Below are 26740 nucleotides of genomic sequence, written 5' to 3' on the forward strand. Positions count from 1 at the left end.
CTGCACCTTACCTAAACGTAAACTGCACTGCAACTCTTGTTCCATCGCGTCAGAACCCATATGTTATGGCCATGTAACAAACAGAGGCTGGCAAATGGATATTGCAATTGTTGCGGCAAAACGGACTCCCATGGGGGCATTTCAGGGGGCATTGGCGGAGGTGACGGCGCCTGAGTTGGGAGCCTGTGCCATCGAGGCGGCACTGCAGCAAAGCGGGCTGCGTCCGGAGCAGGTCGATGAAGTGTTTATGGGCAATGTGCTGGCGGCGGGTGTGGGGCAAGCACCCGCCAGGCAGGCGCTGTTGAAAGCGGGGCTGCCAGATGGTGTGCCCGCTACCACGATCAACAAGGTGTGCGGCTCTGGCATGAAGGCGGTGATGCTGGCGGCGGATACCATTCGTCTGGGGGATAACCGGGTGGTGGTGGCGGGGGGGATGGAAAGCATGAGTCGTGCCCCCTATCTGCTGGATAATGCCCGCAGCGGCTTTCGGATGGGGCATCAAAAGGTGCTGGATCACCTCTTCCTCGACGGTTTGCAAGATGCCTATGATGGCCAGCTGATGGGGATACATGCCCAGCGCAGCGCCGATCAGGCTGGTTTGACCCGCAGTGCCATGGATGAGTTTGCCCTTGCGTCATTGCAGCGTGCCCGCGATGCACAGCAAGCCGGTGCGTTTTTGTCCGAGCTGACAAGCGTTTATCGTGGTGATCGCGTGTTGCTGGCTGAGGACGAACAACCGGGCAAGGGCAGACCGGAGAAGATCCCGACCCTGAAGCCTGCGTTTGGCAAGGAGGGTACCATTACGGCGGCCAATTCGAGTTCCATCTCGGACGGTGCGGCGGCGCTGATATTGATGGATGGCGCCACGGCACAAGCCTGGCAGATACCTGTGCTGGCACGGATTGTCGGTTATCAGAGCCATGCGGCATTGCCCGCCGAATTTACCTCCGCACCCATTGGCGCCATCTCACGGCTGCTTGCGCGTCTGGCATGGTCGGTGGAGGAGGTGGATCTGTTCGAGATCAACGAGGCCTTTGCCATGGTCACAATGCTCGCCATGAGCGGGGTCGGCATCCCTCATCACAAGGTCAATGTGCATGGCGGGGCCTGTGCGCTCGGTCATCCGCTGGGGGCGAGTGGCGCGCGCATTCTGGTGACGCTGATCGCCGCGCTGCGGCAACGGGGTTTGCGGCGGGGCGTGGCCGCGCTCTGTATCGGTGGTGGGGAGGCGACCGCCATCGCGGTCGAGGTGCATGACGAGACAAATTAGTCTGTGGCTTCCATCGCCAGCAATTGTTCGTTGACCCAGGTGGTGGCGGCCAGATAGAGGTGACTCACCTTATCCTCGTTGAGCCCTAACTTTGCGGTTCTGGCAGTGACTCTTGACCAGTTGGCATTTTCGTAATCTTCACAAAACGCGAGGTAGAAACCGAGATTGCCTTTGCGTTCCAGCAGCGCCAGCCGAATATCTTCAATAAGGGGGATTGTGCCCAGCAGCTTGTCCATCGGCTGCTCCATCAGCACATCCAGCAGTGAGAAGAGACCGGTGATAAAGGCCTGTTGTGCCTGTTGGGTCGGGGCGTGAGCATGGGCCAGCAGCTCACAGAATCGGGCTCGGATCATCGACATCTGGTAGAGCTCGGCGCTCTTGCCCTTGCCTGCACTGGTTGCCGCCACCAGCGAGACAAAACGCTTTAGCTGGGTGTTGCCCAGATAGATGGCGGCCTGGCGAAATGACGAGATGGGGTTGGTGTGGCCTTTGAGGTGGTTGACGTAGCGCAGCAGCTTGAGGGAGAGGGAGATATCCTGCCCGAGTAGTTGTTCAATCTTGTTGATATCAGGCTCTGTCTCGTTGACCACATTGAGCAACTGCATCACCACGACCTGCGCCGGCTCCATGGTCGCTTGCTTGACCATCTCGGGGCGACTGAAGAAAAAGCCCTGGAAAAGCTGGATCCCCAGTTGTTTGACCCGCTCGAATTCCGCCTTGTCCTCCACTTTTTCCGCCAGATAGGTGAGCCCCAGCGTCTGATGCCGCTGGATAAACACCTTGATCTGCAGCAGGGAGGTGGCGCGCAGATCAAACTTGATGATGTGGATAAAGGGGAGGAAGCGTTCCCAATCCGGTGACATGGTGAAGTCGTCGAGTGCCAGCTGATAACCCAGCGTGTGCAACTGCTTCACCTTTTCCAGCAGGGCATCATCCGGTGGGGAATCTTCCAGAATTTCGATCACCACTTTTTCGGGCGGCAGGCACTCTGCCAATCCCTCCAGCAGCAGTGAGTGGGGGAAATTGATAAAGCAGGGGCGGCCCCCCAACAGCTGATCGATATTCTGTTGCAGGAACTGTTCGACCACCAGGCGTGATGTCGCCTGCTGGGATGAGATACTCGGGAAGACATTATTCAGACTATCGCGAAAGAGCAGCTCATAGGCATGGGTATTGAGGTCTCTGTCGAGGATCGGCTGTCTTGCTACGTAGGAATACATGCCTTGCTCCAGTATGGGTACTGGGTTGATTTTATGGTGTTGCAGAACACTATGCCAGTATTCACCTTATTGAGTAAGGCAATAATTGGCATAGCGTTTTTCTACAGGGCAGGAAGTTAGAAGAAATAGCTCAATTGTGCACCAGCCAGCCAGGCATCCCCTTCGGAAGTGCCCTGGAAGGTGGAGGTCGTCAGCGGATTGCCCGGTTGCAGCTCCATTTTTTCGGTGACATCCACCTTTTTGCCATCGATCAGGGTCAGCCCCAGATCCACGGTCAGGTTGGGCGTGAACTGATACCCCATCCCCAGGCTGTACCAGAGTCGATCGGCATCCGGGATGGAGATGGTTCGACGATCGGCGGGCACCGGGCTGGCGTCATAGGCCACTCCGGAGCGCAGTTGCCACTGGGGAGTGACCTGATAGGTCATACCGACGGCATAGCGCCAGCTATCTTCCCAGTGCTCATCCTTGATGTGCATGCTCTGCAAATTGTTGAGATCAGCTTCCAGCTGAACGAATTTGCTCCAGTTGGTCCAGTTCAGGCTGCCGTGGAGAGCCAGTTTGTCAGTCAGTTGATGGAATGCTGCCAATTCTGCCGTCGCGGGTAGTGGCAGATCCAGACTGCCGGTATCTCTGAGCTCGGTAACGGAGCCGTCTGCATTGGATCGGCCCACAATAGCGTCACCCGAGAGCGTCAAATTGACATCGTGACGATAGGAGAGGCCGAGCCGGGTTTGCTCCGACAGTTCCAGCAAGGTGCCGACATTCCAGCCCCATGCCCAGCCATCCCCTTGCAGATGTTTTGCGATCAGGTTGCGAGAGGGGAAGGTGCCGCCGACCTCGCCTTCGCCCTGAATAGCGGAGATCCCGGCACCGATTGACCACATCTCATTGATCCGATAGGCGAGTGAGGTACCCAGATCCATGGTCTTGATATCGGAGACATTGCCAAAGTGTCCGGCGCTGTAGTTATCCGGCATCTTGACGCCAAGACCGTAGTAAGAGGTTGCCGAGAAGCCGAGGCGCCACTGTTCGTTGAGTGGAATGATGAGATAGGCGTTAGGAACCCAGGCCGCGGCTGCAATATCGTGTGCACTGGCATCGGAAGTGACGATGCCGGGTTTGGTCGGCAAGCGGGTGTTGCCTTCAATATTGACATCAGGACTGACATAGATGGCGCCGCCAGAGAGCGCCATCTGATTGAAGCGGGTCATGGCAGCCGCATTGCGGGAGAGCACGCTGGCGTTATCCGCGATGGCGGCCTCACCGGCAAAGGCGCGTCCCAGGCCTGTAGCGGACTGTTCAGCCAGCTGGAACCCGGCGGCATGGGTCTGACCCGCGATCACCAGCAGGGCGATGGCGGACGGTTTGATGATGGGATGCATGACAAAATCCTTGCTGTTACCCGAAGGTTAAATAGGTCATATGAATGGAGGCAGGATTTTATATGGTATGACCAGCAAGGCAACGGACATGGTGGGTCTCAGGACAAAACAAGATTTAATGCTGGGGAGAAGCACTCTAATAGTTTGATTAAAAAAGAAAAATAAACACGTGTGTGCTACATCTGTGCGCTGAAATGGATTTTATGGACAAAAAAAGAGCGCCTGATGGCGCTCTTTCCATTTTATCAATAATCAGAACTTCATGTTGAACTGAGCAGAGGCCAGGAAGGCGTTGCCGTGGGAAGTACCCTGCCAGCGAGTAGTGCTGTCATGTTTTGGCAGACCTTCGTTGACGTCAACTTCTTTGCCGTCCAGATATGCCATACCAAAGTCAACGCTCATATCGGTGTTGATGTGGTAGGTGGCACCTGCGCTATACCAGATACGGTCTGAGTCGGGGATACTCAGGCTACGGTATTCGGCTTCGATCGGGCTATTGTCATAGGCAAAGCCCAGACGAGCTTCCCAGGCCGGATTGATATACCAGGTACCACCGATGGAATAACGGAGGGAATCTTTAAAATTCTCGGGTTTTTGCAAGCATTGGCCAACAATTGCGCCATCTTTACAGCCACTGCTGGTTGCTTTCAGTTCTTCAAACGCACTCCAGTCTGTCCAGTTGACGGAGTAATGAACTGCAAATTGCGGATTAAGACGGTGATAACCCGCAAATTCTGCCTGAGCTGGCAAATCCAGCTTCAGGTTACCATCTACGGTTTTAAATACAGGCTTGCCATTCTGGAGACCTGCTACGCCGGCAGTCGAGCCCTGAAAATCACCATCAAAGCTCATATCCACTTGTGAGCGATAAGTCAGAGCAAAACGGTGGTTTTCGTTGACTTCATAGAGAGTTCCAACGTTCCACCCGAAGCCCCATGTGTCACCTTTGAGATGTGCGACATTTGTATCTTTCGGGAGCCCGCTTAGATTAAAACCGGCAAAACGGTTGAGCTCCGCAGCACCGTAAACAGCGTTAATACCTGCACCAATGCTGAATTGTTCGTTGATACGATAGGCAATATTAGGGTTGATATTGAAGGTGACCAGCTCTGTATTGCCTGCCGCTGAACCCGCATTGAATGCCTCAGAATATTCGGTAGACAGGCCGTAATTTGAAAATAGGCCGATACCCCAAGCCCATTGGTCATTCAGCGGCTGAATAAAATAAGAGGCGGGGACGAAAGCGGCAGGCGCAATACCACTTTCACTGGCTGGGAGAACCCCACCTATTTTGCCCTCAACATCCACATCCGGTTTGATGTAGGTGCCGGAGACAGAGACCGCCATCTTGTCGAAGGTGGTCATGGCTGCAGGGTTACGGGCCAGTACGGAGGCGTTGTCGGCGATAGCCGCTTCACCGGCATAGGCGCGACCCAGACCGGAGGCCGAGTGCTCGTTCAACTGGAATGCCGCGGCATGGACTTGACCGGTGGCCAGCGCGATGGTGGCGGCAATCAGGCTCTTCTTGAAAATAGTTGTCGTCATGGTGTTCTCTCTTGTAGGCAGATTTTTTTGCCGATATTGGCTGCACGTTCAATGCAAACCCCGACAAAATCCGTTTTTATTTCAGCTTCTTCCCAATCAATTCTGGCGTGATTCTATGGATCTGGTAGGAGGTAAGAAATCAGACCAGTGACAGCAGAATACATAAAAGTGATCGATGTGTTAATCATTTGTTTTAACTTGCTGTTTAATTCATCAGTTTCATAGGGTAACGGCGGATTATTGACCTGGATTGCCGATCCAGGTCACAAAAATAATTTTGCCGATTTTTCGATATTTTGAGGCAAATGAGCGACAACGCGGGGGAAACGGTGGGAAACAGGCAGCCGCTCGTGACGGCTGCCTGTCATTCAGGTCTGATCAGGCTTTGTTAAATGGCCCACTGCAGCTGTGACTGTAGTGCGCTGGCAACGGGTGCAAGTGGCTCTTTCATCTCGCCAATCAGCACCATATTGGCCCCTTTTAGCCGGACTATCTCCCCTTTGAGGGTGCCATCTTCAAAGTTGGCCTGTTGCAGGGTTAGCGGGACATGTTTGGGCACGATAAAGAGGGTGACTGGCCCCATCTCTCCCCTGATCACCATATGCAAAGCTGGCCCCTGATAAAACGAGCAGTGATTGACATAGGTCACCTTCAGTCCATCCATCTCCTTCAGGGTTACTCCGTACATCTCCAGCTTGGCATTGATGCTCTGCAAATTGACCCGTTCGTCGATACCCTGGATAAAGGGCGCTTCGCCATAGACGTGGGCCATGGCCACTTGTGCGAGGGAGAGGGCCGTGGGCGTCGTCTCTGGCAGCGAAATCCAGCGGGTGCTCATCCCCAGCAGGAAGGCGACCGATGCGGCCAGGGCGATCTGGCGCCAGGATGTCGATGTCCGGATCTTGACTGGCACTGTACCAAGGGGTCGGGATGGCGGCATATCATCTTGCGTGTCACTGTCTTGCAGCATGGCTTGCCTGAGCAGGATCCGCTCGGCCAGTCCGGCGGGGACCTCTACCTGCATGGCGCGCTTGAGGCTTCTGTCGAACTGCTTCATCTCGTCGAGGTAGTTCCGATTGGCCTGGCTGACTTCAGCGGCTTTGAGAAAGTCCGGCTGTTGATCGTTGGGCTGGATCATGGCGTTGCGGCGAAATTCGAGTTCATCCATGTCCGTGTCCTCTTGCTTGGTTCTTCTGCTCCATCGCCTCCTTGATCTGGTTGCGGGCGCGAAACAGTCGGGTCATGACGGTGTTCTTGTTGAGGCCGAGCATCTCGGCGATCTCTTCACCACTGAATCCTCCCACGACTTGCAGCAGCAGTGGCTCCTGATACTCCTCGGGCAGACGGGCGATGTGACGGTGCAACCACTCGTGCTCCATCTGCTGTTCGTTGTGCAGCGTGTCGTGCTGGGGCTGAGGGTGATCGTCGAGATCCACCAGCTCCAGCTGTTTGCGTTCGAAGCGGCGGGCGTTCTCCCGTCTGAGGATGGTGATCAGCCACCCCTTGGCCGCCTTGTCATCTTGCAGGGTATCGATCGCCTTCCAGGCACGCAGGAAGGTCTCTTGCACCAGATCTTCCGCCATGTTGGGATCCCGGGCCAGCCAATAGGCATAGCGGTAGAGATCGCCGTGCAGTGCATGAACCAGTGCTTCAAATTTGGTTTGTTTGTCAGCCATGGGATCAGAGACCGGCGAAGTGGCCGGATCATTTCCACCAATATGCTGCCGAGCACGTTTTTTTCTAAAAAACAGCAGTGCCATAGGGCAATCCTTGTCAGGGGGCGTGGCGGCGGGAGCGAGCACTCCCGTGCGCCAGCAGGTAAATCAGGTGCGCAATACCGGCGCTTTCATCAGCCCTGAGGGTACGCGCCAGAGTGCGCCACTCGATGGGCTGGCCAGAAGAGGGCCGGGAAAAACAGGCTCGCTCGAGTTCACCAAGCGCGTTGCCGACCCGATTATGCCCAGCGCCAGGCAACTGGCCTGATTGATAACAGGGGACTTGCCAGCGCAAACTCGCCCACTGGATCAGCGCCTTGCGACTGGCATCCGGCTGATGTTGGCCAAGGGCGCGCTGCAGTCTATAGAAGGCGTGCCAGCGGGGCCCATGGCGCCATAGCGCACGCAGCGCCAGGGCCAGCACGACCCACCAAAGGCTCTCTCGCAGCGCCATCTGTGGACGCTGAGCATCAGGTTGCGAACGTGTCGCTGGCTGGAACGTCAGCGTGATGGCGGGCAGGCTGGCCTGCTCAATCCGGCCACTTTGGGTATTAAACCAGGGCAGGTCTATAGGGGGGAGCTGGTAGTCACCGCTCTGCTCCGCAACCAGAGTCTGGCGCCATTGTCGCTCAAACAGCAGCTTGCCATCGCGATAACGCTCCTGCTGTTGTTCGCCATCAGGATGGGCCTGCACACCCGTGGGCAGTTGATGGGCCAGCAGGGGAGCAAGCTGGATCTGGCCGCTGTCACCATTTTCCATGGTCAGGGTGAGGATCCGGACCAGGGGTTCACCGACTTCTCCCGTGGTGGCTGGTTCAAGCCGATGGCTCAGGGTCAGCCGGGTGGCCACCGGCGTGGCGGGGGCCTTGTCTACTCGAATCTCGAGTGGTGCCGCGCGGGCCGAGAGTTTTTGCGCTTTTCCCCCTTGCTGCGTGAGCTGCCCCTGCAAGCGGGGGGAGTCGAGGTGCCAGAGCCCCGGCGCCTTTGCCTGAACGAGCCAGCTGCGGGTGAGCCTGCCGGGCAGACCCGCCTGAGCGGGGGCGATCCACTCATCGCTACCGAGACGACGGATGGTGAAGTGGGCAGAACTGAGCTCGCTCAGGGCCGGGTTTTGCATGCTGGTGGGCAGCCAAAGGGTTAGCCGGTAGAGCACCGGCTGGCCGGGATAGAGCGGGCCCTGATGATCAAGGCTTGCCTGCATCTCGAGGGGCGAGGGTGCCTCGGGCTGTGGCAGCGCCGCTGTTTTCGCCTCTCTCAATGGCAGGGTAAGCGAGGGGGTAAACTCATTTCCCAGCTTGAGCGGGGCAATCACCACCTCTGCATTCGCGGGTGAGTCGCTCTGGTGCAGCGGGATCTGCCAGCGTGTCAGTTGTTGTACCGGGGTCGTGACCCGGCTCATGGTCACTCTGCCCACTGCAAACTGGCGCAGTAGGGGGGTGATTTCCAGCTCGCTGCTCTGGCGCTCGCCATCCGCTTCGATGATCAGCAGCCAATCGCTGGAGTCGGCCCCCGGCAGCAGCTCTGCGCGAGGGGGTAAGGCCCAAGCAAGTGGACTCGCCAGTGCGAGCAACAGTCCCCATCCTGCCCGCGTCACCAGGGCTCCTCCACCTTGATCAGATCACGGCGCAGAGCCTCTTTGCGCAGCCGCTGCTCCAGCAGCAACACCGGGGGAGAGGGGGGCAGGGGCATTGCCGCTGCCTGCTGATCAGCAGATGGTTCGGGATGCTTGCTGCTGTTGGTGTTGGGGGCTGCCGCCGCACCGCCTTGTAACAGAGAGAGGTTATAGAGCGCATCCTCATGGCTGGGCTCCAGCGCCAGAGCGGCCAGATAGGCCTCCTTGGCTGCCGCAAACTCCCCCAGTTGCAGCAGGGCATTGCCGCGGTTGTAGTGGGCAGTGGCGCTCGCCGCTTGCTGATAGGCTGCGATGGCTTGCCGGTATGCTCCAGCCCGATACCAGGCGTTGCCGCGCCAGACCGGATCATTGAAGGTGCGGGCTGCCTGCTGAAAATCTCCCTCTTGATAAGCCTGCATCGCTTGCAGCTCCCCTCTCTCTGCCGCTTGCAGATCTTGTGGCGCAAGCAGCTGCGCTCCCACCATCAGCGCCACCACCATCAGCCGGGCGCCGACTCTGGCAAGCAAGGCCAGCGGTAACAAGGGGATCAGCAACCAGGGGCCAAGATCCAGTGGTGCCGGGGTGAGGGCCGAGGTCGTGGTGGGGAGGGGGGCAAATCGAGGAACGTCGCTGCCAAGCCATTGCAGCTCACCGCCGAGCCGATTGGCCAGTGCGGCAATGGCCTGACTATCGGGGGTGGGCAACTGCTCGGGCATGCGGGTGGCAAACCCTAACTCATTGGCCGGGATAGCGGGCATGGGGGCCGGTTGACCGCTGCTGGCGAGCAGAATATCGAGTCGAGCCGACTGGGTGTCGCGGCAAAGAAGGCGCTGCTGGCAGGGCCACAGGGCAGCAATTTGGGTCATCTGGTTCGTGGTGAGGTCGTCGGTGATCAGCAGCAGACGCGCCTGTTCACCGGGAGCAATCTGCTTCATGGCAAGCTCAACGGCCCGTGCCGGGTTGCTGCCCTGCAGCGGCATGATATCGGGGCGCAAGTCGGGCAGCAGCAGCGCAAGGGCCTGATGATCCCGGGTGGGCGGCATGGCGAGATAGGCATCGCCTGCGTAGAGGATCAGTGCAATGCGCTCCCCCTTGGCACCGCTCAGCAGTTGCTGCAGCTGCCATCTGACCCGGGTCGCCCGATCCGGTTTGAGATCGGTGGCGGTCATCGAGCGTGACAAGTCCAGCAGCCAGATATCGAGCGGTGCCGCAGGCTGCTGTTGCAGCTCACCGCGCAGTGCCGGTCCGCTCAAGGCCAAAATGACGGGCAGGGTTGCCAGCCAGAGCCAGGGGTGCTGAGGACGGGATGCTGGCAGCAGATAAGCCTGCATCACAGGTGCGAGCAGCGGCGGCTGGCGATGATGGCGCCACCCTTGCCAGAGCCAGGGGATGAGTGCGATCAGCCACAGGGGACGGAGCAAGATCAGCTCCATCTGCGCGCGCCTCGTGCCAGCCAGCTACGCACCATGCGAAACTCCAGCCTGCCGTGCCCTGATGGCAGAAGCAGCAAGCCACAAAGCAGTGCCAACGGCCAGGGGTAGAGCTCGATCACCGGCTGGTACTGGGCAACGGGCATAGGGGCTGGTTCAAGGGCATTGAGGGTCGCGTTGATGGCATCGAGATCGCTCTGGGTACGTGCCCGAAAGTAGCGTCCCTGGCCTGTCTGCGCCAGCGCTTGAAGAAGCGGCTCGTCCAGTTCGCTGCTGGGATCAGCCTGACCGCTGCCTGCCTCATCGTAGGGTTGGATAAAGGTATCGGGATCGGCTCCGACCCCCAGCGTATAGATCCGTATTCCCTGCGCCGCGGCGAGTTTGGCCTCTTGCAGCGGATCCGCGTTGCCTGCGGTATTGCGGCCATCGGTGACCAGCAGCAGGGCGGTGGGGCGATGGGGATCCCCATGCTGATGTGCCAGCTGGATCGCCTCGCCAAGGGCGGTGGTACGGCCGACCAGATCAAAATCGAGCTCGTCGCTCAAGGTCAACAGCGCCGGGATCTCCTGAGTGAGGGGAGAGAGCAGGTAGGCGTGATCGGCAAAGACAATAAGGCCCACCCTGTCTCCGGCCCGTTTGGCGATCAGCGCCTTGATCTGCTGGCGCACTGCCGTCAGCCGTGCTTGCTGCTCACCGTTGTCGAGCATATCCGGGGTGCGCATGCTGTCTGACAGGTCCACCGCCAGCAGCAGATCCCGATTCCCTTCATATTGGATAACCGGTTCCCCCCACCACTGGGGGCGGCAGAGGGCGAGGATGAGGGCACCCCAGAGCAGCATGGCGCGCCAGAGCGGCAATCCGGCGTGGGGACGCAGCAGCGCAAACCCGGGGTGAGCCAGATAACCGCGGCGTAGGGGCGGCAATCCGAAGCGCACCAGCAAGGGCAGCACCAGCGCCAGCGCAAACCAGGGCCAGGCCAGGATCATGAATGCCTCCGCGTGGCTTTGCGCCCCGAGCGAGGGGAGAGCTGCAAAAAGAGGGTTTGACCCCAGCGGCGATAATATTGCCGCAACTGTTCGCACTGCTCGCGGCTCGGGTTCTGGCTGCCATAGAGCCAACTGCTCCAGTGAGGGGCGAACTGGCTGAAATCGCTGCCGCCGTGACGATCGACAAAGGCGAGCCACGCCTCTCCTTGCTGTTGGCGCGCCTCGGGCCAGCGTTGCAGCGCTTCATGACGCAGGGCTTCCTGTATGCGTGCCACCAGTAGCGCCGGATCCCCCTCCAGCTGGCGGCACCAGCGGCGGTAACGTATCACTCTCTGGGCAATCAGGACGATCAGTAGCAGCAATAAGCCGGTGATCAGCAGCCACAATAGCGCCTGCACCCTGGGATCAAGACTCTGTTCAATCAGATCCGGCCCCGGGTGGATGTCGCGCATCAGGGCGGTCAGTGGCGGGGTAATGGCCTCGGAGGCGGGACTGGCGCTGTCGAGTTCGGCGGGCGTGATCATCCCTGATGACATAACCCCTCCTGCCACTGTTGTTGCAGCGTCTGGCTGTTATCGAGCAGATAGAGGCGCTGCACCAGCGGCAGCAACTGCTGCTTGCTGTGGGCCAGCTGCTGCTCGGCGGCTTGCCGGTAGCGCTGGGAAAAACCGGCATGGCCTCCATCCAGCCAGCCCTGATAGTGTTGCCCAGGCCGATCGATGGCCACCGGTAGCTGGCCGCCTTGGGGAAGGGCTGCCTCGAGGGGATCGCGGATCTGCCAATAGTGAATATCGTGGCGCCGCGAGAGCAACTGCAACTGCTGACAGAGCGCCGACTCGCAGGGCCTGTGATCGGTGATGATCGTCAACTTGGCTCCGTGAGGCAGCTTCACGCCGGACAAGATGTCACCCAGCGAGTGAGAGAGCGCACGTCGTGCCAGCCCTTGCTGGTAGTGATGGCAGAGGGATTCGAGCAGGGGCAGTACGCTGCCGCGCTGGCTCTGGTGTTGGGGAATAAGCCCGTGGCAGATCAGAGTGTTGTGTTGCTTCATTCCTTGCCAGATCAGGGCCGCCGCCAGCTCGCAGGCAAGGCGCGCCTTGAGCTGCAGCGTGGAGCCGAAATACATGGCGGGAGAGAGATCGAGCAGCAGCCAATGCGCCTGATCGAGCTCCTCGCTATAGAGGCGGGTATAGGGACGACCGAGGCGAGCCGTCACCCGCCAGTCGATGTGGCGCACTTCGTCACCAGCCTGATAGGCGCGCAGCTCCCGAAACGTGAGCCCGGGGGAGCGGCCCGGTTTGCCTCGTTCGCTGCTGCTTTTGCCTGCTCTTGGTCTGGCTCTGGCGTTGGCCCAGAGCCGGATATTGAGCAGCTGTGGCAGCGACAGGGCGATATCGGGATGCAGGCAGGGATCTAGGGGCATGGCACCTGATCCAGCAGTTGGGCGATCAGAATGTCATTATCCAGATTGTCGGCCAGTGCCTGATAGCTGGGAATAAGGCGGTGGCGCAGCACCGGATAGGCTTGCAGCTGGATATCTTCCGGCAGCACATAATCACGTCCTGCAAGCCAGGCTCGGGCGCGGGCAGAGCGAGCCAGCCCCAGCGTGGCGCGGGGGCTGGCCCCCACGGCAATCAGCGGTTCAAGAGCCGGGCACAGACCGCTGCCCGGGCGGGTGGCGCAGACCAGCTCCACCAGATAGTGCTCCAGTCGGCTTTGCATGGTGACCGCCAGCACCTCGCTGCGGGCACGTTGCAAGGTGGTCTGACTCAGGGTCACTGGCACCGCGCCAAGTTGTTCGCCGCTGGCGTTGAGCTGCAAGATGGCCAGTTCCATGGTGGGGCTGGGGTAGTCCACCATCAACTTGAGCAAAAAACGGTCGAGCTGAGCCTCCGGCAGGGGATAGGTCCCCTCCTGCTCGATGGGATTCTGGGTAGCGGCCACCATAAAGAGAGGCGGCAGCCGCCAGCTCTTTTTGCCCACGGTGATCTGGTGCTCGGCCATGGCTTCCAGCAGCGCCGATTGCACCTTGGCCGGTGCCCGGTTGATCTCGTCTGCCAGCACCAGATGGTTGAACAGGGGGCCGGGCTGGAATACAAAACTGGCATCCTGCGGGTGGAACACCTCGCTGCCGGTGAGATCTGCCGGGAGCAGATCAGGGGTGAACTGGATGCGAGCAAAGCGCCCCTCGACAGCGCCAGCGAGCGCCTTGACGGCGCGGGTTTTGGCAAGACCGGGCGCCCCTTCGATTAACACATGTCCTTCACATAACAGGGCGATCAGGAGCCCTTCAATGAGCTCCTCCTGCCCCAGAATCTGACTGCCAAGATAGTCCCTAAGTGCGCTGAACTCGGCCGCTGCCATGCGATAAACCCGTTGTTTTTATGGAAGTTGATCTTTTTATACTCCAGTTGCTCCCCAAGGGCGAGCAAAGGGGCCTTGCCGTGCTTAATTTAGTTTCAATCAGCTGTATGAAACTTGTGATTGGATTGTTAAGATGTGGCGCAATGAGGTCAGACCTCTGCCTTTTAAACCAAGGAGCCAGGATGAAACAGCCATTGAAACTGACGACTCGCCAGGGCGAACGGATTGCCGTCGTGGCGGGGCTGCGTACCCCCTTTGCCAAGCAGGCCACCGCCTTTCATGGCGTGCCAGCAGTCGATCTCGGCAAACTGGTGGTGAGCGAGTTGCTCGCCCGCACCGATCTCGATCCCATGCTGATCGACCAGCTGGTGTTTGGCCAGGTGGTGCAGATGCCGGAAGCCCCCAACATTGCCCGCGAGATCGTGCTCGGGACCGGCATGAGCGTCACCACCGATGCCTATAGTGTCTCCCGCGCCTGCGCCACCAGTTTTCAGGCGGTGGCCAACGTCACCGAATCCATCATGGCCGGTACTGTGGATATCGCCATCGCCGGCGGCGCCGACTCCTCTTCCGTGCTGCCCATCGGGGTGAGCAAGACGCTGGCGCGCGCGTTGGTGGATCTCAACAAGGCGCGCAATTTGCAGCAGCGCTTCAATATTCTGCGTCAACTGCGGGTCAAGGATCTGCTGCCGGTGCCGCCTGCAGTGGCGGAATATTCGACCGGTCTCTCCATGGGGCAGACCGCCGAGCAGATGGCCAAGAGTCACCAGATCAGCCGCGAGGCGCAAGATGCGCTGGCTCACCGCTCCCACACACTGGCAGCTCAGGCCTGGGCCGATGGCAAGCTCAATGGCGAGGTGTTTACCGCCCATGTGCCGCCCTACAAGTCACCGCTGGAGCGGGACAACAATATCCGTGAAAGCTCGGATCTCGCGAGCTACGCCAAGCTCAAACCGGTGTTTGACCGGGTCCATGGCACAGTGACTGCCGCTAACGCCACCCCGCTCACCGACGGCGCTGCCGCCGTGCTGCTGATGCGGGAAGGGCGGGCGAAAGAGCTGGGTCTCGAACCGCTGGGCTATATCCGCAGTTTCGCTTTTTCGGCCATCGATGTATGGCAAGACATGTTGATGGCGCCCTCCTATGCCACGCCGCTGGCGCTGGACCGTGCCGGTATCACGCTCAGCGATCTGACCCTGATCGACATGCACGAAGCCTTCGCCGCCCAGACTCTGGCCAACCTCAAGATGTTTGCCAGCCACGAGTTTGCCCGTGACAAGCTGGGCCGCGATCAGGCCATCGGCGAGGTAGACATGGACAAGTTCAACGTCCTCGGCGGTTCGCTGGCCTACGGCCACCCCTTTGCCGCGACCGGTGCGCGGATGATCACCCAGACCCTGCACGAGTTGCGTCGTCGCGGTGGGGGATTGGGGCTCAACACCGCTTGTGCGGCGGGTGGATTGGGCGTGGCTATGGTGTTGGAGGTTGAATGATGAACGCTAAGACTTTTTCCCTGGATGTTCGCAAAGATGGCATCGGCATCCTCACCATGGATGTGCCGGGCGAGAGCATGAATACCCTCAAGGCCGCCTTTGTGGAGGAGATCCGCACCGTACTGGCCGAGGTCAAACGCAACAAGGATTTGATCGGTCTGGTGATCACCTCCGGCAAGAAGGACTCCTTCATCGCCGGTGCCGATATCACCATGCTGGCCGCCTGCACCAGTGCCAAGGATGCCGAGACCCTGTCGCGGGAAGGGCAGGAGATCTTTGCCGAGATCGAGGGACTGACCATTCCGGTGATCGCCGCCATTCACGGTCCCTGCCTTGGTGGCGGGCTGGAGTTGGCGCTGGCCTGTCATGGCCGGGTGGTGACCGAGCACGGCAAAACCGTGCTGGGATTGCCGGAAGTTCAGCTCGGCCTGCTGCCAGGCTCTGGCGGTACCCAGCGTTTGCCGCGCCTCATCGGGGTAGCCAAGGCGCTGGATCTGATGCTGACCGGCAAGCAGGTGCGGGCCAAACAGGCCAAGAAATTGGGGCTGGTGGACGATGTGGTGCCGCCTTCCATCCTGCTGGATGCTGCCATCAAGCTGGCCAAGAAGGGCAAACCGCGCCATCAGTTGAAACGGGATCTGCAGGGCAAGGTGCTGGAGACCAACAAGCTGGGCCGCAAGGTGCTGTTCGATCAGGCCAGCAAGGGGGTGAAAGCCAAGACCCGTGGCAACTACCCGGCGCCGGAGCGGATCCTGGACGTTGTGCGTATCGGCGTGGAGGAGGGGATGAAGGCTGGCCTCGCCGCCGAGTCCCGCCACTTTGGCGAGCTGGTGATGACGGCTGAGTCTGCCGCCCTGCGCTCCATTTTCTTTGCCACCACCGAGATGAAGAAAGAGGTTACCTATCAAGGGGCCGAGCCGCGCAAGGTGGCCCATGCCGCCGTGCTGGGCGGTGGTCTGATGGGGGGCGGCATCGCGTTCGTCACCGCCACCAAGGCGGGCGTACCGGTGCGGATCAAGGATGTGGCCAGCAGCGGTATCGGCAACGCCATGCGCTACAGCTACGACATTCTGGCCAAGAAGCTCAAGCGCCGTCACATCCTGCGCAGCGAGCTGGAAAAGCAGATGAGCCTGCTGACCGGTACCCTCGACTACTCCGGTTTCCACCGGGTCGACATGGTAGTGGAGGCGGTGTTTGAGGATCTCAATCTCAAGCACCAGATGGTGAAAGACGTGGAGCGTGAGTGCGGTGAGCACACCGTGTTTGCCTCCAACACCTCCTCCCTGCCCATCAACCAGATTGCGGCAGAGGCGGCGCATCCGGAGCGGATCGTGGGGCTGCACTACTTCAGCCCGGTCGACAAGATGCCGCTGGCGGAGATCATCCCCCACGCTGGCACCAGTGCCGAGACGGTCGCCACCACCCTGGCTTTTGCCCGTGCTCAGGGCAAAACGCCCATCGTGGTGAAGGACGAAGCCGGTTTTTACGTCAACCGCATTCTCGCGCCCTACATGAACGAAGCGGCGCGACTGGTGCTGGAAGGAGAGCCGGTGGAGGTGCTGGATAGTGCGCTGCTGGACTTTGGCTTCCCGGTCGGTCCCATCACCTTGCTCGATGAGGTGGGGATCGATGTGGGTGCCAAGATCTCCCCCATCCTCGAGAAAGAGCTGGGTGGCGAGCAGTTCCAGGCACCCAAGGCGTTCGACAAGCTGCTGCAAAACGATCGCAAGGGACGCAAGAACGGCAAGGGTTTCTATCTCTACGGCAAGGCGGCACCGCGCAACAAGCTGACCGGCAAAGAGGGCAAGAAGACGGTGGATGAGAGCGTCTATGGCGTGCTCGGCATCAAACCTTCCGCCAAGCTGGCCCGCCAAGAAATCGCCGAACGCTGCGTACTGCTGATGCTCAACGAAGCAGCCATGGCGCTGGATAGCGGAGTGGTGGGCTCGGCCCGTGATGGCGATATCGGGGCCATCTTCGGCATCGGCTTCCCGCCTTTCCTCGGCGGCCCGTTCCGTTATATGGACACGCTCGGGATCGATCATCTGGTTGGCCGTCTGGAGTATTATCAGAAGCGCCACGGCGACCGGTTTGCTCCCTGTGCCCGCCTCAAGGCGATGGCCGCAGAGCAGCAGACCTTCTACTGATAACCGCTGCAGATTGACCGCAAGGCAAAGAGGCCCGCACCCCATTCGGGCCTCTTTCTATGTTGTGGTGTGTGCGGGTTGTATGGTTTGAACAGCGATTCTGCAGGCAGAGGCGGCCGATAAAAAAACAGCCCACCGAAGTGGGCCGTCGAGATATCGGGTCACGGGTCAGATCCCCGGTTTGCGCTCCGGGCAGCGGCCGATGATATCGGGTGGCAGATCGCCGTTATCCTGCTCCAGCACCACGTCGAACCCCCACAGTTGATGCAGGTGTTTGAGCACCTCATGACGCGAGTCGCCAAGGGGAATGCGGTTGTGGGGCACATAGCGCAGGGTGAGGGAGCGATCCCCCTTCACGGCCACATTGTAGACCTGAATGTTGGGTTCCAGATTGCTGAGGTTGTACTGGGCCGACAGGGTGTTGCGCACCTGACGGTACCCCTCGTCATTGTGGATGGCGGAGACCTTCAGATAGTTCTTCAGATCGTCGTCATCGATGGCGAACAGCTTCATATCCCGCATTACCTTCGGGCTTAAGAACTGGCTGATAAAGCTCTCATCCTTGAAGTTCTGCATGGCAAAGTGGAGGGTCTCGACCCAGTTGCTGCCAGCGTAATCGGGGAACCACTGTCTGTCCTCCTCGGTCGGGTTCTCGCAGATGCGGCGCAGGTCGGTAAACATGGCAAACCCCAGCGCATAGGGGTTGATCCCCGAGTAGTAGCGACTGTTGTAGGCCGGTTGATAGACCACATTGGTGTGGCTGTGCAGCACCTCCATCATGAAACGATCGCTCAGCTTGCCCTCGTCATAAAGGTGATTGAGGATGGTGTAGTGCCAGAACGTGGCCCACCCCTCGTTCATCACCTGGGTCTGCTTTTGCGGATAGAAATACTGGCTGATCTTGCGCACGATGCGCACCACTTCCCGCTGCCAGGGCTCCAGCAAGGGGGCATTCTTCTCGATGAAGTAGAGAATGTTCTCCTGGGGCTCGGCGGGGTAGCGCCTGTCCTCCACCCCCGCGGCTTTATGCTGCTTGGGCAGGGTACGCCACAGCTCGTTGACCTGAGTCTGCAGATAATCTTCCCGCGCCTTCTGACGCCGCTTCTCCTCCGCCATCGAGATCTTCTGGGGCCGCTTGTAACGATCCACCCCGTAGTTCATCAGTGCATGACAGGAGTCCAGTAATCGCTCTACTGCTTCAATACCGTGTTTTTCTTCACACTCGGTAATGTATTTTTTGGCAAACAGCAGGTAGTCGATGATCGAGGACGCATCGGTCCACGCCTTGAACAGGTAGTTGTTCTTGAAGAAGGAGTTGTGACCGTAGCAGGCGTGGGCCATCACCAGCGCCTGCATCGGCATGGTGTTCTCCTCCATCAGGTAGGCGATGCAAGGGTCCGAGTTGATGACGATCTCGTAGGCCAGCCCCATCTGGCCGCGCTTGTAGTTGCGCTCGGTATGGATAAAGCGCTTGCCGAATGACCAGTGTTGATAGCCGATGGGCATGCCGACACTGGAGTAGGCATCCATCATCTGCTCGGCGGTGATCACCTCGATCTGGTTGGGGTAGGTGTCCAGCTTGTAGAAACGGGCGACCCGGGCGATCTCCTGGTGATAGGTCTCCAGCAGATCGAAGTTCCAGTCTGGTCCGTCATCCAGTGGCGCTACACGTTTTTCAGTTTCGATCATGTGACCTCCTCACGCCGCTTGTTTCTTGAACAGCTCGCGGAACACCGGATAGATATCCTCGACCTTGCGAATATGCTCCATCGCAAAATGGGGGAACTGGCTGGCGACCGATTCATATTCGTGCCACAGAGTCTGGTGGGCACGGGTGGTGATCTCGATGTAGGAGTAGTAGCGCACCCTTGGCATGATGTCTCGCGCCAGGATCTCCCTGCACTGCGGTGAGTCATCGGCCCAGTTGTCACCGTCCGATGCCTGCGCCGCATAGATGTTCCACTGGTTGGCGGGATAACGCTCGTTGATGATGTCGTTCATCATCTTGAGCGCGCTGGAGACGATGGTGCCGCCGGTCTCCTGGGAGTAGAAGAACTCGTGTTCATTCACCTCCTTGGCCTGGGTGTGGTGGCGAATATAGACCACCTCGACGTTCTTGTAAGTCCGGCTCAGGAACAGATAGAGCAGGATATAGAAACGCTTGGCCATCTCCTTGGTGGCTTGATCCATGGAGCCCGAGACGTCCATCAGACAGAACATCACCGCCTGGCTGGAGGGGACGGGCCGTTTGACGAAGTTGTTGAACTTGAGATCGAAGGTGTCGATAAACGGCACCGCATCGATCCGCCGTTTCAACTCCCTGATCTCCTTCTCGAGCAGGGCTATTTCGGCAAAGTGTTCGTTGGGATCGGCGGCCAGCAGGGCCAGCCGATCTTCCAGTTCATGCAGCTGGCGTTTCTTGCCCGCTTGCAGTGCCATGCGCCGCGCCAGCGAATTTTGCAGGGAGCGCACCACGTTGATGTTGGCGGGCACCCCGTTGGAGGTGTAGCCCGCCCGGTAGGTTTTCATCTCCATCAGCTGGTTGAGCTGGGTTTTCTGCAGCCTTGGCAGCTCCAGATCCTCAAACAGCAGATCCAGGTACTCATCCTTGGAGATCTGGAACACGAAATCATCGGCCCCTTCCCCCTGATTGGATGCCTGTCCCTCGCCGGACCCCTGTCCTCCGCCCCCTCCTTTGGGGCGGTCTATCTTGTCGCCGGAGACGAATTGATCATTGCCGGGATGCACCATCTCCCGTTTACCGCCTTGCCCCTGATGGAAATGGGGTTCGCCGATATCCTTGGTCGGGATGCTGATGTTCTCGCCCTTGTCTACGTCCTGAATGCTGCGCTTGGAGACAGCATCCGAGACCGCTTGTTTTATCTGCTTCTTGTAGCGGCGGATGAAGCGCTGCCGATTGACAGCGCTTTTGTTTTTGCCGTTGAGCCTGCGGTCGATAAAATGCGCCATAACTCCCCCTTGAACAGTCAGGGTCAGGATGACTTGCGTACCCTGAGATACCATTCGGAGAGCAGTCGCACCTGTTTGCGGGTGTAGCCTTTCTCCATCATCCGTTCGACAAAGTTATCGTGCTTCTTCTGCTCCTCGGCCGAGGTTTTGCTGTTGAAGGAGATAACCGGCAGCAGCTCTTCCGTGTTGGAGAACATCTTCTTCTCGATCACGGTGCGCAGCTTCTCGTAACTGGTCCAGTTGGGGTTACGGCCTGCATTGTTGGCCCGGGCACGCAGCACGAAGTTGACGATTTCGTTACGGAAATCTTTCGGGTTGCTGATCCCGGCGGGTTTTTCAATTTTCTCCAGCTCGCTGTTGAGGGATGCTCTGTCAAACAGCTGGCCGGTCTCGGGGTCACGGTACTCCTGATCCTGGATCCAGAAGTCGGCGTAGGTGACGTAGCGATCGAAGATGTTCTGACCGTACTCGGAGTAGGACTCGAGATAGGCGGTCTGGATCTCCTTGCCGATGAACTCCACATAGCGTGGGGTCAGATAGCCCTTGATGAACTCAAGGTAGCGATCGTGCAGCTCTTGCGGGAACTGCTCGCGCTCGATCTGCTGCTCCAGCACATAGAAGAGGTGCACCGGGTTGGCGGCCACTTCCGCGTGGTCGAAGTTGAAGACGCGGGAGAGGATCTTGAACGCAAAACGGGTAGAGAGACCATTCATCCCCTCGTCTACACCGGCGTAGTCGCGATACTCCTGATAGCTCTTCGCCTTCGGATCGGTGTCTTTGAGGCTCTCGCCATCATAGACCCGCATCTTGGAGTAGATGCTGGAGTTTTCAGGCTCTTTCAGCCGTGACAGTACCGAGAATTGACCCAGCAGTTCGAGGGTGCCCGGCGCACATTTGGCGTCGGTCAGTTCACTGTTGATCAGCAGTTTTTCGTAGATCTTCACCTCTTCCGAGACGCGCAGGCAGTAAGGCACCTTGACGATGTAGACCCGGTCGAGGAAGGCTTCGTTGTTCTTGTTGTTACGGAACTGCTGCCACTCGGATTCGTTGGAGTGGGCCAGCAGGATGCCGTCAAAGGGGAGGGCAGAGAGCCCTTCGGTGCCGTTGTAGTTCCCCTCCTGAGTGGCAGTCAGCAGCGGGTGCAGCACCTTGATGGGCGCCTTGAACATCTCCACAAATTCCATCACACCCTGGTTCGCCTTGCACAGCGCGCCGGAGTAGGAATAAGCATCGGCGTCATCCTGGGCGAAGTGCTCCAGCATACGGATGTCGACCTTGCCGACCAGCGAGGAGATATCCTGGTTGTTGTCATCGCCAGGCTCGGTTTTGGCGATGGCGATTTGATCGAGGATGGAGGGGTTGACCTTCTCCACCTTGAACTTGCTGATATCGCCGCCAAACTCGTGCAGGCGCTTGGCCACCCAGGGAGACATGATGGGACGCAGGTAGCGGCGCGGGATGCCGTACTCTTTCTCCAGGATCTCCCCGTCCTCTTCGATATCGAACAGGCAGAAGGGGTGATCATTGACCGGTGAGCCCTTGATGCGATAGATGGGTACCTTTTGCATCAGGGATTTTAGTTTTTCTGCCAGCGAGGATTTACCGCCGCCAACGGGGCCCAGCAGATAGAGGATCTGTTTCTTCTCCTCCAGCCCTTGGGCGGAGTGTTTGAGGTAGGAGACGATCTGTTCGATGGCCTCTTCCATCCCGTAGAAATCCTTGAAGGCGGGATAGCGTGCCACGACGCGGTTGGAGAAGAGTCGGCTCAGTCTGGGGTTGGCAGAGGTGTCTACCATCTCCGGCTCACCGATGGCGGTCAGCAGACGTTCGGCTGCGGAGGCATAGCAGGCTTTGTCCTGCTTACACATATCCAGGAATTCCTGGATGGTATATTCCTCTTCTCTCGCTTTCTCATATCGCTGTTGGTAATGCTCGAATATGCCCATAACTTTGCCCTCGTTATAGTCGCTTACCCTGAAAAAAGTGGATGACTGCTTTTGTGTTGTGCGCTTTTAAAGCCTAGTCAACAGCCTCCAGTAATCCATCACGGTTGATTGGTTAAATTCTGAAGAATCCTGCCCGATCCTTGTGCGGGAAGGGTCAGTCAACAACACCGCTATGTTACTGACTGTTAAATTATTTTTGCCACGATAGTGAGGTAAATGTCAAAGACATAAAAAATAAATGTTTATGGGAAACGGGGAACTTATTGCGAAAAGATTAAGGCTTTCGATGAAAGGCAACAGGGGGGCGGGCTGGCGGGGCTATGGATGAAAATGTCATTACGTGTACGTCAACGTAAATGCGCTTGTTTGGAGCTTGAGCTCTAATTTTTACATTGACGCTACATTTCGGGTGCCCTAGATTGGCGATGTGTGAGCAGCATGACGCTTTAGCAAGAGAGTTGACTGTTACCTCACCAAGCTCTGTTTAAGCACGTTTCCGTTGGCTTGACCCTCGCAACCGCGAGGGTCTTCTTTTTTCAGCATCCGCAGACGCGTATAGCTGCTGGTGGATGTAGAGGCCGCACATGATCACCCGATCATAGGGATCACCGATCAAGGGTAGGCTTGTTGCACAGCTGTCAGGACGCGGGCAAACGGGTGTGCGGCCAGTTGGCCTGCACCCGCCAGCGATTTGGCTTTGACCCTGCTGGTCAGCGGTGTAGCGATACCGCACAGGAAACGGGCCAGCACCCGGGCATCCACTGAACCGGTCTTGGCAATCAGCGGATCGCACCAGGCGCGGATCCCCGCCTCGTTTGGCATGGCCAGTTGGGGCAGGGGCGGGAGATGCGCCACCTCGCCGCGACAGACCGAACAGTGGCCGCAATGAACCGGCGCTGCCTCATCGGCGAAATAGCGGGCGAGGCGGTGACTCAGGCATTCATCCGAGGTGAAAAAGTCGAGCATGGCTTGCAGTCTTGCCAGCTCGCTCTGCTCTTTTTGCAAGAAGAGCGCATGGAGCGCGTTAGCCTCCTGCTCGCTGTCCCACCCCTGACGGGTGATGCGGTAGACCTCGGTCATCTGCTTGCTTTCGAGCTCGATCCAGCCCTGTTGCTGCAGGTAGTCGAGCGCCGCAACGGCCCGCTGCCGCTCTCCCTGATAGCCCTGCCAGAGGGCGTCAAAGTCCATGGTGCACCAGCTGCGCGCTTGCGGGGCGCAGGCGAACAGTTGCTCCAGAAACTGGCGCCGATCCGGATTGAAGCGACTCACTATCTCGCCTTTATCCAGCACAAACTTGAAGCGGTAGTCGGCGTAGTAGCTGTAGGCCGGGGTGATGATGCCCGCCATCTCCAGATAGACCAGCAGGGTTTTAAGGGGCAACTGGCGGATATTGGTGTCGTTGGAGAGGCGCAGCAGGGTGAATTCCCACTCGGCCCCGCTCTGCCCGATGATGGCGAGCAGCTGGAGGATGGCACTCAAATCCGGGGTATCGCCGTAGACGAAGTTCTCCAGCACCGGCAGCTGGCTCTGGTTGGCTAGCACGATACAGCGTGATGGTTGGCCATCCCGCCCGGCGCGGCCAATCTCCTGGCTGTAGTTCTCGATGGATTTGGGCAGATCGTAGTGAATGACCCGCCGGATATCCGCTTTGTCGATCCCCATACCAAAGGCGATAGTGGCGACGATGCAATCCACCTTGCCAGCCATGAAGTCGTGCTGGATCTGGCTGCGCAGCGCCGAGTCGAGTCCGGCATGGTAGGCGCGGGCGTTGATCCCTTGCCTAATGAGCTGCTCGGCGCAGGCTTCTGCGGTGTGCTGCAAGGTGACGTAGACGATGGTGGGTGCCGCCGGCTCTCGCGTCAGCGTTCGTGCGAGCCAGCCATCTCGCGCGTCGGGCGCCAAGGGAATGACCGCCAGATCAAGATTGGATCGGTAGAAACCGGTGACTACAACTCCTTCAGGCTCGATGCCGAATTTGGTCTGCATATCCTGAATAACCGCGGGTGTGGCGGTAGCGGTCAGCAGCAACACCTGGGGGATCTTCAGGTCATGGCGGTAGCTCGGCAGCTTGAGGTAGTCGGGGCGAAAGTTGTGGCCCCATTCCGAGATGCAGTGCGCCTCATCGACGACCAGCAGCGAGAGCGGCACTTGTTCGATAAAGCGGCGAAAACGCTCGTTCTTGAGCCGCTCCACCGAGATCATCAGGATCTTGAGCTGCCCATCCAGCGCTTGCTGCATCACTCTGCGGCTCTCCTCCGGGCTTTGGCTCGAGTCGAGGGTGGCGGCGCTTATTCCCTTGCTTTTGAGGAAGGCGAGCTGATCGTGCATCAGCGCCAACAGCGGCGAGATCACCAGGGTCAGGTGGGGCAGGGCGAGGGCGGGCAGCTGATAGCAGAGGGACTTGCCCGAGCCGGTGGGGAAGATGGCGGCGGCACTCTGGCCAGCCAGCACCCGGCTGATCACCGTCTCCTGGCCTGGCCTGAGTGTGGAGAAACCAAAATATTGGTTGAGCAGGGATGGGATCATGGCAAGGCTCCGCAGCAAATGGGGGATGATAGCACAGTGACACCGGTCACGGATGGCGACCCATGGTGCAGGGTGAGTGTGCCGATAAAACGTACAAAAATGGGTGGTTGCGCTGTAGTTAAGGTTTTGTTGCGGTTTTTTGTGATGGAAACAGGATATTTTTTGGTGAGCCGCTGGAAAAAAAAGATGGCGAATGGGATATTCCGTCATGCAATCCGGTGACTGGCGGATCGGCCCGACAGAAGGCTGGCCACAGACACCACACTCGGGCGACAGGGGTTGCTCGGGTGCAAGATTGCTGACAGGACTCATGATTCATGCACTACGGTGCCTAGGGACTTTTTGATGACACAACAACACCCCCTCCTTCGGCTGGTCAATAGCACCAGTCTGGTCAGCCAGATCCTGGTTGGTCTGGTATTCGGTATCTTGCTGGCACTGTTTGCGCCCGAGTGGGCGAAAACGGCAGGTCTGCTCGGCAGCCTGTTCGTTGGCGCACTGAAAGCGGTGGCGCCGCTGCTGGTCTTCGTACTGGTCATGGCGGCCATTATTGGTCACAAGCAGGGTCAGAAGACCAACATGCGACCGATCCTGCTGCTCTATCTGTTTGGTACCTTCTCTGCGGCCGTGGTCGCGGTAGTCGCCAGCTTCCTGTTCCCCTCCAACCTCCATCTGGTCGCCAATACTGCCGAGATCACCCCGCCGGGCGGGATCACCGAGGTGCTGCAGACTCTGCTGTTCAACGTGGTGACCAACCCGGTCAAGGCGCTGATGGATGCCAACTATATCGGGATCTTGGCGTGGGCCATTGGTCTGGGTATCGCCATGCGCCATGCCAACGAAAGCACCAAGGCGCTGATCACCGACTTGTCTCACGGTGTCTCCACCATAGTGAAAGCGGTGATCCGCTGCGCCCCGCTCGGTATTCTGGGTCTGGTGGCCTCGACCCTGGCCGAGACCGGCTTCGACGCGCTGTTTGGCTATGCCCAACTGCTGGTGGTGCTGATCGGCTGCATGCTGTTTATCGCCTTCGTGGTCAACCCGCTGATCGTGTTCTGGAAGATCAAGCGCAACCCCTATCCGCTGGTGCTGACCTGCCTCAAAGAGAGCGGTGTGACCGCCTTCTTCACCCGCAGCTCTGCCGCCAACATTCCGGTCAACATGACGCTGTGTGAAAAACTGCGTCTGCCGGAAGATACCTACGCGGTCTCCATCCCGCTGGGTGCCACCATCAATATGGCGGGTGCGGCCATCACCATCACTGTGCTCGCCATGGCGGCGGTACATACCCTGGGGATGGAAGTGGACATGGCAACGGCCGTGCTGCTCTCCGTGGTTGCAACGGTCAGCGCCTGTGGCGCGTCCGGCGTGGCCGGTGGCTCCTTGCTGCTGATCCCGCTGGCGTGCAGTCTGTTTGGCATCAGCAACGATATCGCCATGCAGGTGGTAGCCGTCGGCTTTATCATCGGCGTGCTGCAGGATTCTGCCGAGACAGCCCTTAACAGCTCCACCGACGTGCTGTTCACCGCCGCGGCTTGTATGGCCGAAGATGAAACCCTGCTGGAACCTTCCGCGCTGCCCAGCAGCGAGGCGTGAGCCGGTAACGGTTTACATCACGATAATGTTGCGCCCTCTTCGGAGGGCGTTTTTTATGAGCCAATGTCGTCATCGCTGCTTGAGCTGGTCGCAAGTTCATTGGCTGATGTTTCATGTAACAGGCTATCTTGGTATCGCTCACCAATTGCTATCCAGACCTCATGTTAGATAGTTCCCTTCCTCTGGTGGCTGCCCCTCTCTGTGTGTCTCTGGTCTATTTGTCTCTGGTCTATTCGATAGCAGCAGTTCGATCCTGCCGTTTCCCTTGTCTGGATACACGCCTGTCTCTCTCTGTAAAAGGTGGGGAGGGCGACAGCATCAACCGTTGCCCCGTCACTTTGGAAAGGTCTCGGGGCGATGCAACGGTTGGATATTTCGCAGGGGCGTATCAGCGTGGTGTGGGGTGACAGAGAACGTATCTATTCCATACCGGTTGCAGGTCAGGTCGCGATTGCGCCATGGCGAGTCCGGGTGACCAGCAAATGGGGGGATTGGCTATGGGCTGTAGAAGATAGGGGAGTAGAGGATGGGCAGA

Annotated in this window: 19 protein-coding genes; 4 read left to right on the forward strand and 15 right to left on the reverse strand. The window is 58.8% G+C overall.

Annotation, left to right across the window (positions count from 1 at the left end; translation table 11 throughout):
• Positions 1-94: 94 nt before the first annotated feature.
• The gene (locus OKC27_RS16055; protein WP_182970991.1) at positions 95-1270 is read left to right on the forward strand and encodes a thiolase family protein; all 1176 of its coding nucleotides are present in this window, start codon (positions 95-97) and stop codon (positions 1268-1270) included.
• On the opposite strand, the gene OKC27_RS16060 is transcribed toward OKC27_RS16055, so the two are convergent.
• The 11 genes from OKC27_RS16060 to OKC27_RS16110 form a co-directional block, all read right to left on the reverse strand.
• A complete protein-coding gene (locus tag OKC27_RS16060) occupies positions 1267-2490 on the reverse strand; it encodes an EAL and HDOD domain-containing protein (protein WP_042060457.1) in 1224 nt (407 codons plus the stop codon). The genes OKC27_RS16055 and OKC27_RS16060 overlap by 4 nt on opposite strands.
• 116 nt (positions 2491-2606) lie before the next feature.
• Entirely contained in the window at positions 2607-3875 is a 1269-nt protein-coding gene (locus tag OKC27_RS16065; RefSeq protein WP_182934132.1) for an OmpP1/FadL family transporter, read from the reverse strand.
• A 252-nt stretch (positions 3876-4127) separates the two neighbouring features.
• The gene (locus OKC27_RS16070; protein ID WP_075113546.1) at positions 4128-5420 is read right to left on the reverse strand and encodes an outer membrane protein transport protein; all 1293 of its coding nucleotides are present in this window, start codon (positions 5418-5420) and stop codon (positions 4128-4130) included.
• Positions 5421-5808: 388 nt separating this feature from the next.
• Positions 5809-6588 carry a DUF3379 domain-containing protein gene (locus tag OKC27_RS16075; protein ID WP_182937529.1) on the reverse strand — a complete coding sequence of 260 codons (780 nt, stop codon included), beginning with the start codon at positions 6586-6588 and terminating at the stop codon, positions 5809-5811.
• Positions 6581-7180: a sigma-70 family RNA polymerase sigma factor gene (locus tag OKC27_RS16080; protein WP_182937527.1), complete on the reverse strand. Its 600-nt coding sequence runs from the start codon at positions 7178-7180 to the stop codon at positions 6581-6583. Before OKC27_RS16080 ends, OKC27_RS16075 begins: the two co-directional genes overlap by 8 nt.
• 13 nt (positions 7181-7193) lie before the next feature.
• A complete protein-coding gene (locus tag OKC27_RS16085) occupies positions 7194-8705 on the reverse strand; it encodes a hypothetical protein (protein WP_333563348.1) in 1512 nt (503 codons plus the stop codon).
• Between the two features lie 20 nt (positions 8706-8725).
• Positions 8726-10180: a vWA domain-containing protein gene (locus OKC27_RS16090; protein WP_182970992.1), complete on the reverse strand. Its 1455-nt coding sequence runs from the start codon at positions 10178-10180 to the stop codon at positions 8726-8728.
• A complete protein-coding gene (locus tag OKC27_RS16095; RefSeq protein WP_182970993.1) occupies positions 10171-11163 on the reverse strand; it encodes a VWA domain-containing protein in 993 nt (330 codons plus the stop codon). The genes OKC27_RS16090 and OKC27_RS16095 overlap by 10 nt, the downstream gene beginning before the upstream one ends.
• Complete coding sequence (locus OKC27_RS16100; protein ID WP_182970994.1) at positions 11160-11699, reverse strand: DUF4381 family protein; 540 nt, start codon at positions 11697-11699, stop codon at positions 11160-11162. The genes OKC27_RS16095 and OKC27_RS16100 overlap by 4 nt, the downstream gene beginning before the upstream one ends.
• Positions 11684-12586 carry a DUF58 domain-containing protein gene (locus OKC27_RS16105; RefSeq protein ID WP_182970995.1) on the reverse strand — a complete coding sequence of 301 codons (903 nt, stop codon included), beginning with the start codon at positions 12584-12586 and terminating at the stop codon, positions 11684-11686. The genes OKC27_RS16100 and OKC27_RS16105 overlap by 16 nt, the downstream gene beginning before the upstream one ends.
• The gene (locus tag OKC27_RS16110; RefSeq protein WP_182970996.1) at positions 12577-13527 is read right to left on the reverse strand and encodes an AAA family ATPase; all 951 of its coding nucleotides are present in this window, start codon (positions 13525-13527) and stop codon (positions 12577-12579) included. Before OKC27_RS16110 ends, OKC27_RS16105 begins: the two co-directional genes overlap by 10 nt.
• A gap of 182 nt (positions 13528-13709) precedes the next feature.
• Here OKC27_RS16110 and fadI point away from each other — a divergent pair, with 182 nt between their 5' ends.
• Both fadI and fadJ read left to right on the forward strand, forming a co-directional pair.
• Positions 13710-15020, forward strand: a complete 1311-nt coding sequence (fadI, locus tag OKC27_RS16115) for an acetyl-CoA C-acyltransferase FadI (RefSeq protein WP_139408547.1) — start codon at positions 13710-13712, stop codon at positions 15018-15020.
• Positions 15020-17167 (forward strand): fatty acid oxidation complex subunit alpha FadJ, encoded by a 2148-nt coding sequence (fadJ, locus tag OKC27_RS16120; protein ID WP_270806471.1) that lies wholly within the window; start codon positions 15020-15022, stop codon positions 17165-17167. Before fadI ends, fadJ begins: the two co-directional genes overlap by 1 nt.
• Positions 17168-17335: 168 nt before the next feature.
• Here the strand turns inward: fadJ and OKC27_RS16125 are convergent, their stop codons facing one another.
• The 4 genes from OKC27_RS16125 to OKC27_RS16140 form a co-directional block, all read right to left on the reverse strand.
• Positions 17336-18856 carry a SpoVR family protein gene (locus OKC27_RS16125; RefSeq protein WP_042060437.1) on the reverse strand — a complete coding sequence of 507 codons (1521 nt, stop codon included), beginning with the start codon at positions 18854-18856 and terminating at the stop codon, positions 17336-17338.
• 9 nt (positions 18857-18865) lie between these two features.
• The gene (locus OKC27_RS16130; protein ID WP_270806462.1) at positions 18866-20137 is read right to left on the reverse strand and encodes a YeaH/YhbH family protein; all 1272 of its coding nucleotides are present in this window, start codon (positions 20135-20137) and stop codon (positions 18866-18868) included.
• A 23-nt stretch (positions 20138-20160) separates the two neighbouring features.
• Positions 20161-22083, reverse strand: coding sequence for a PrkA family serine protein kinase (locus OKC27_RS16135; RefSeq protein ID WP_075113556.1), 1923 nt, complete (start codon positions 22081-22083; stop codon positions 20161-20163).
• Between the two features lie 612 nt (positions 22084-22695).
• Positions 22696-24609: a RecQ family ATP-dependent DNA helicase gene (locus tag OKC27_RS16140; protein ID WP_270806463.1), complete on the reverse strand. Its 1914-nt coding sequence runs from the start codon at positions 24607-24609 to the stop codon at positions 22696-22698.
• A 345-nt stretch (positions 24610-24954) separates the two neighbouring features.
• On the opposite strand from OKC27_RS16140, the gene sstT reads away from it, so the two are divergent.
• On the forward strand, positions 24955-26205 hold the full coding sequence (gene sstT, locus OKC27_RS16145) for a serine/threonine transporter SstT (RefSeq protein ID WP_042657395.1): 1251 nt from the start codon (positions 24955-24957) through the stop codon (positions 26203-26205).
• Positions 26206-26740: the final 535 nt, after the last annotated feature.

This window comes from Aeromonas sp. QDB62 (assembly GCF_027705695.1).
In the GTDB taxonomy this organism is placed as follows: Bacteria; Pseudomonadota; Gammaproteobacteria; order Enterobacterales; family Aeromonadaceae; genus Aeromonas; species Aeromonas allosaccharophila.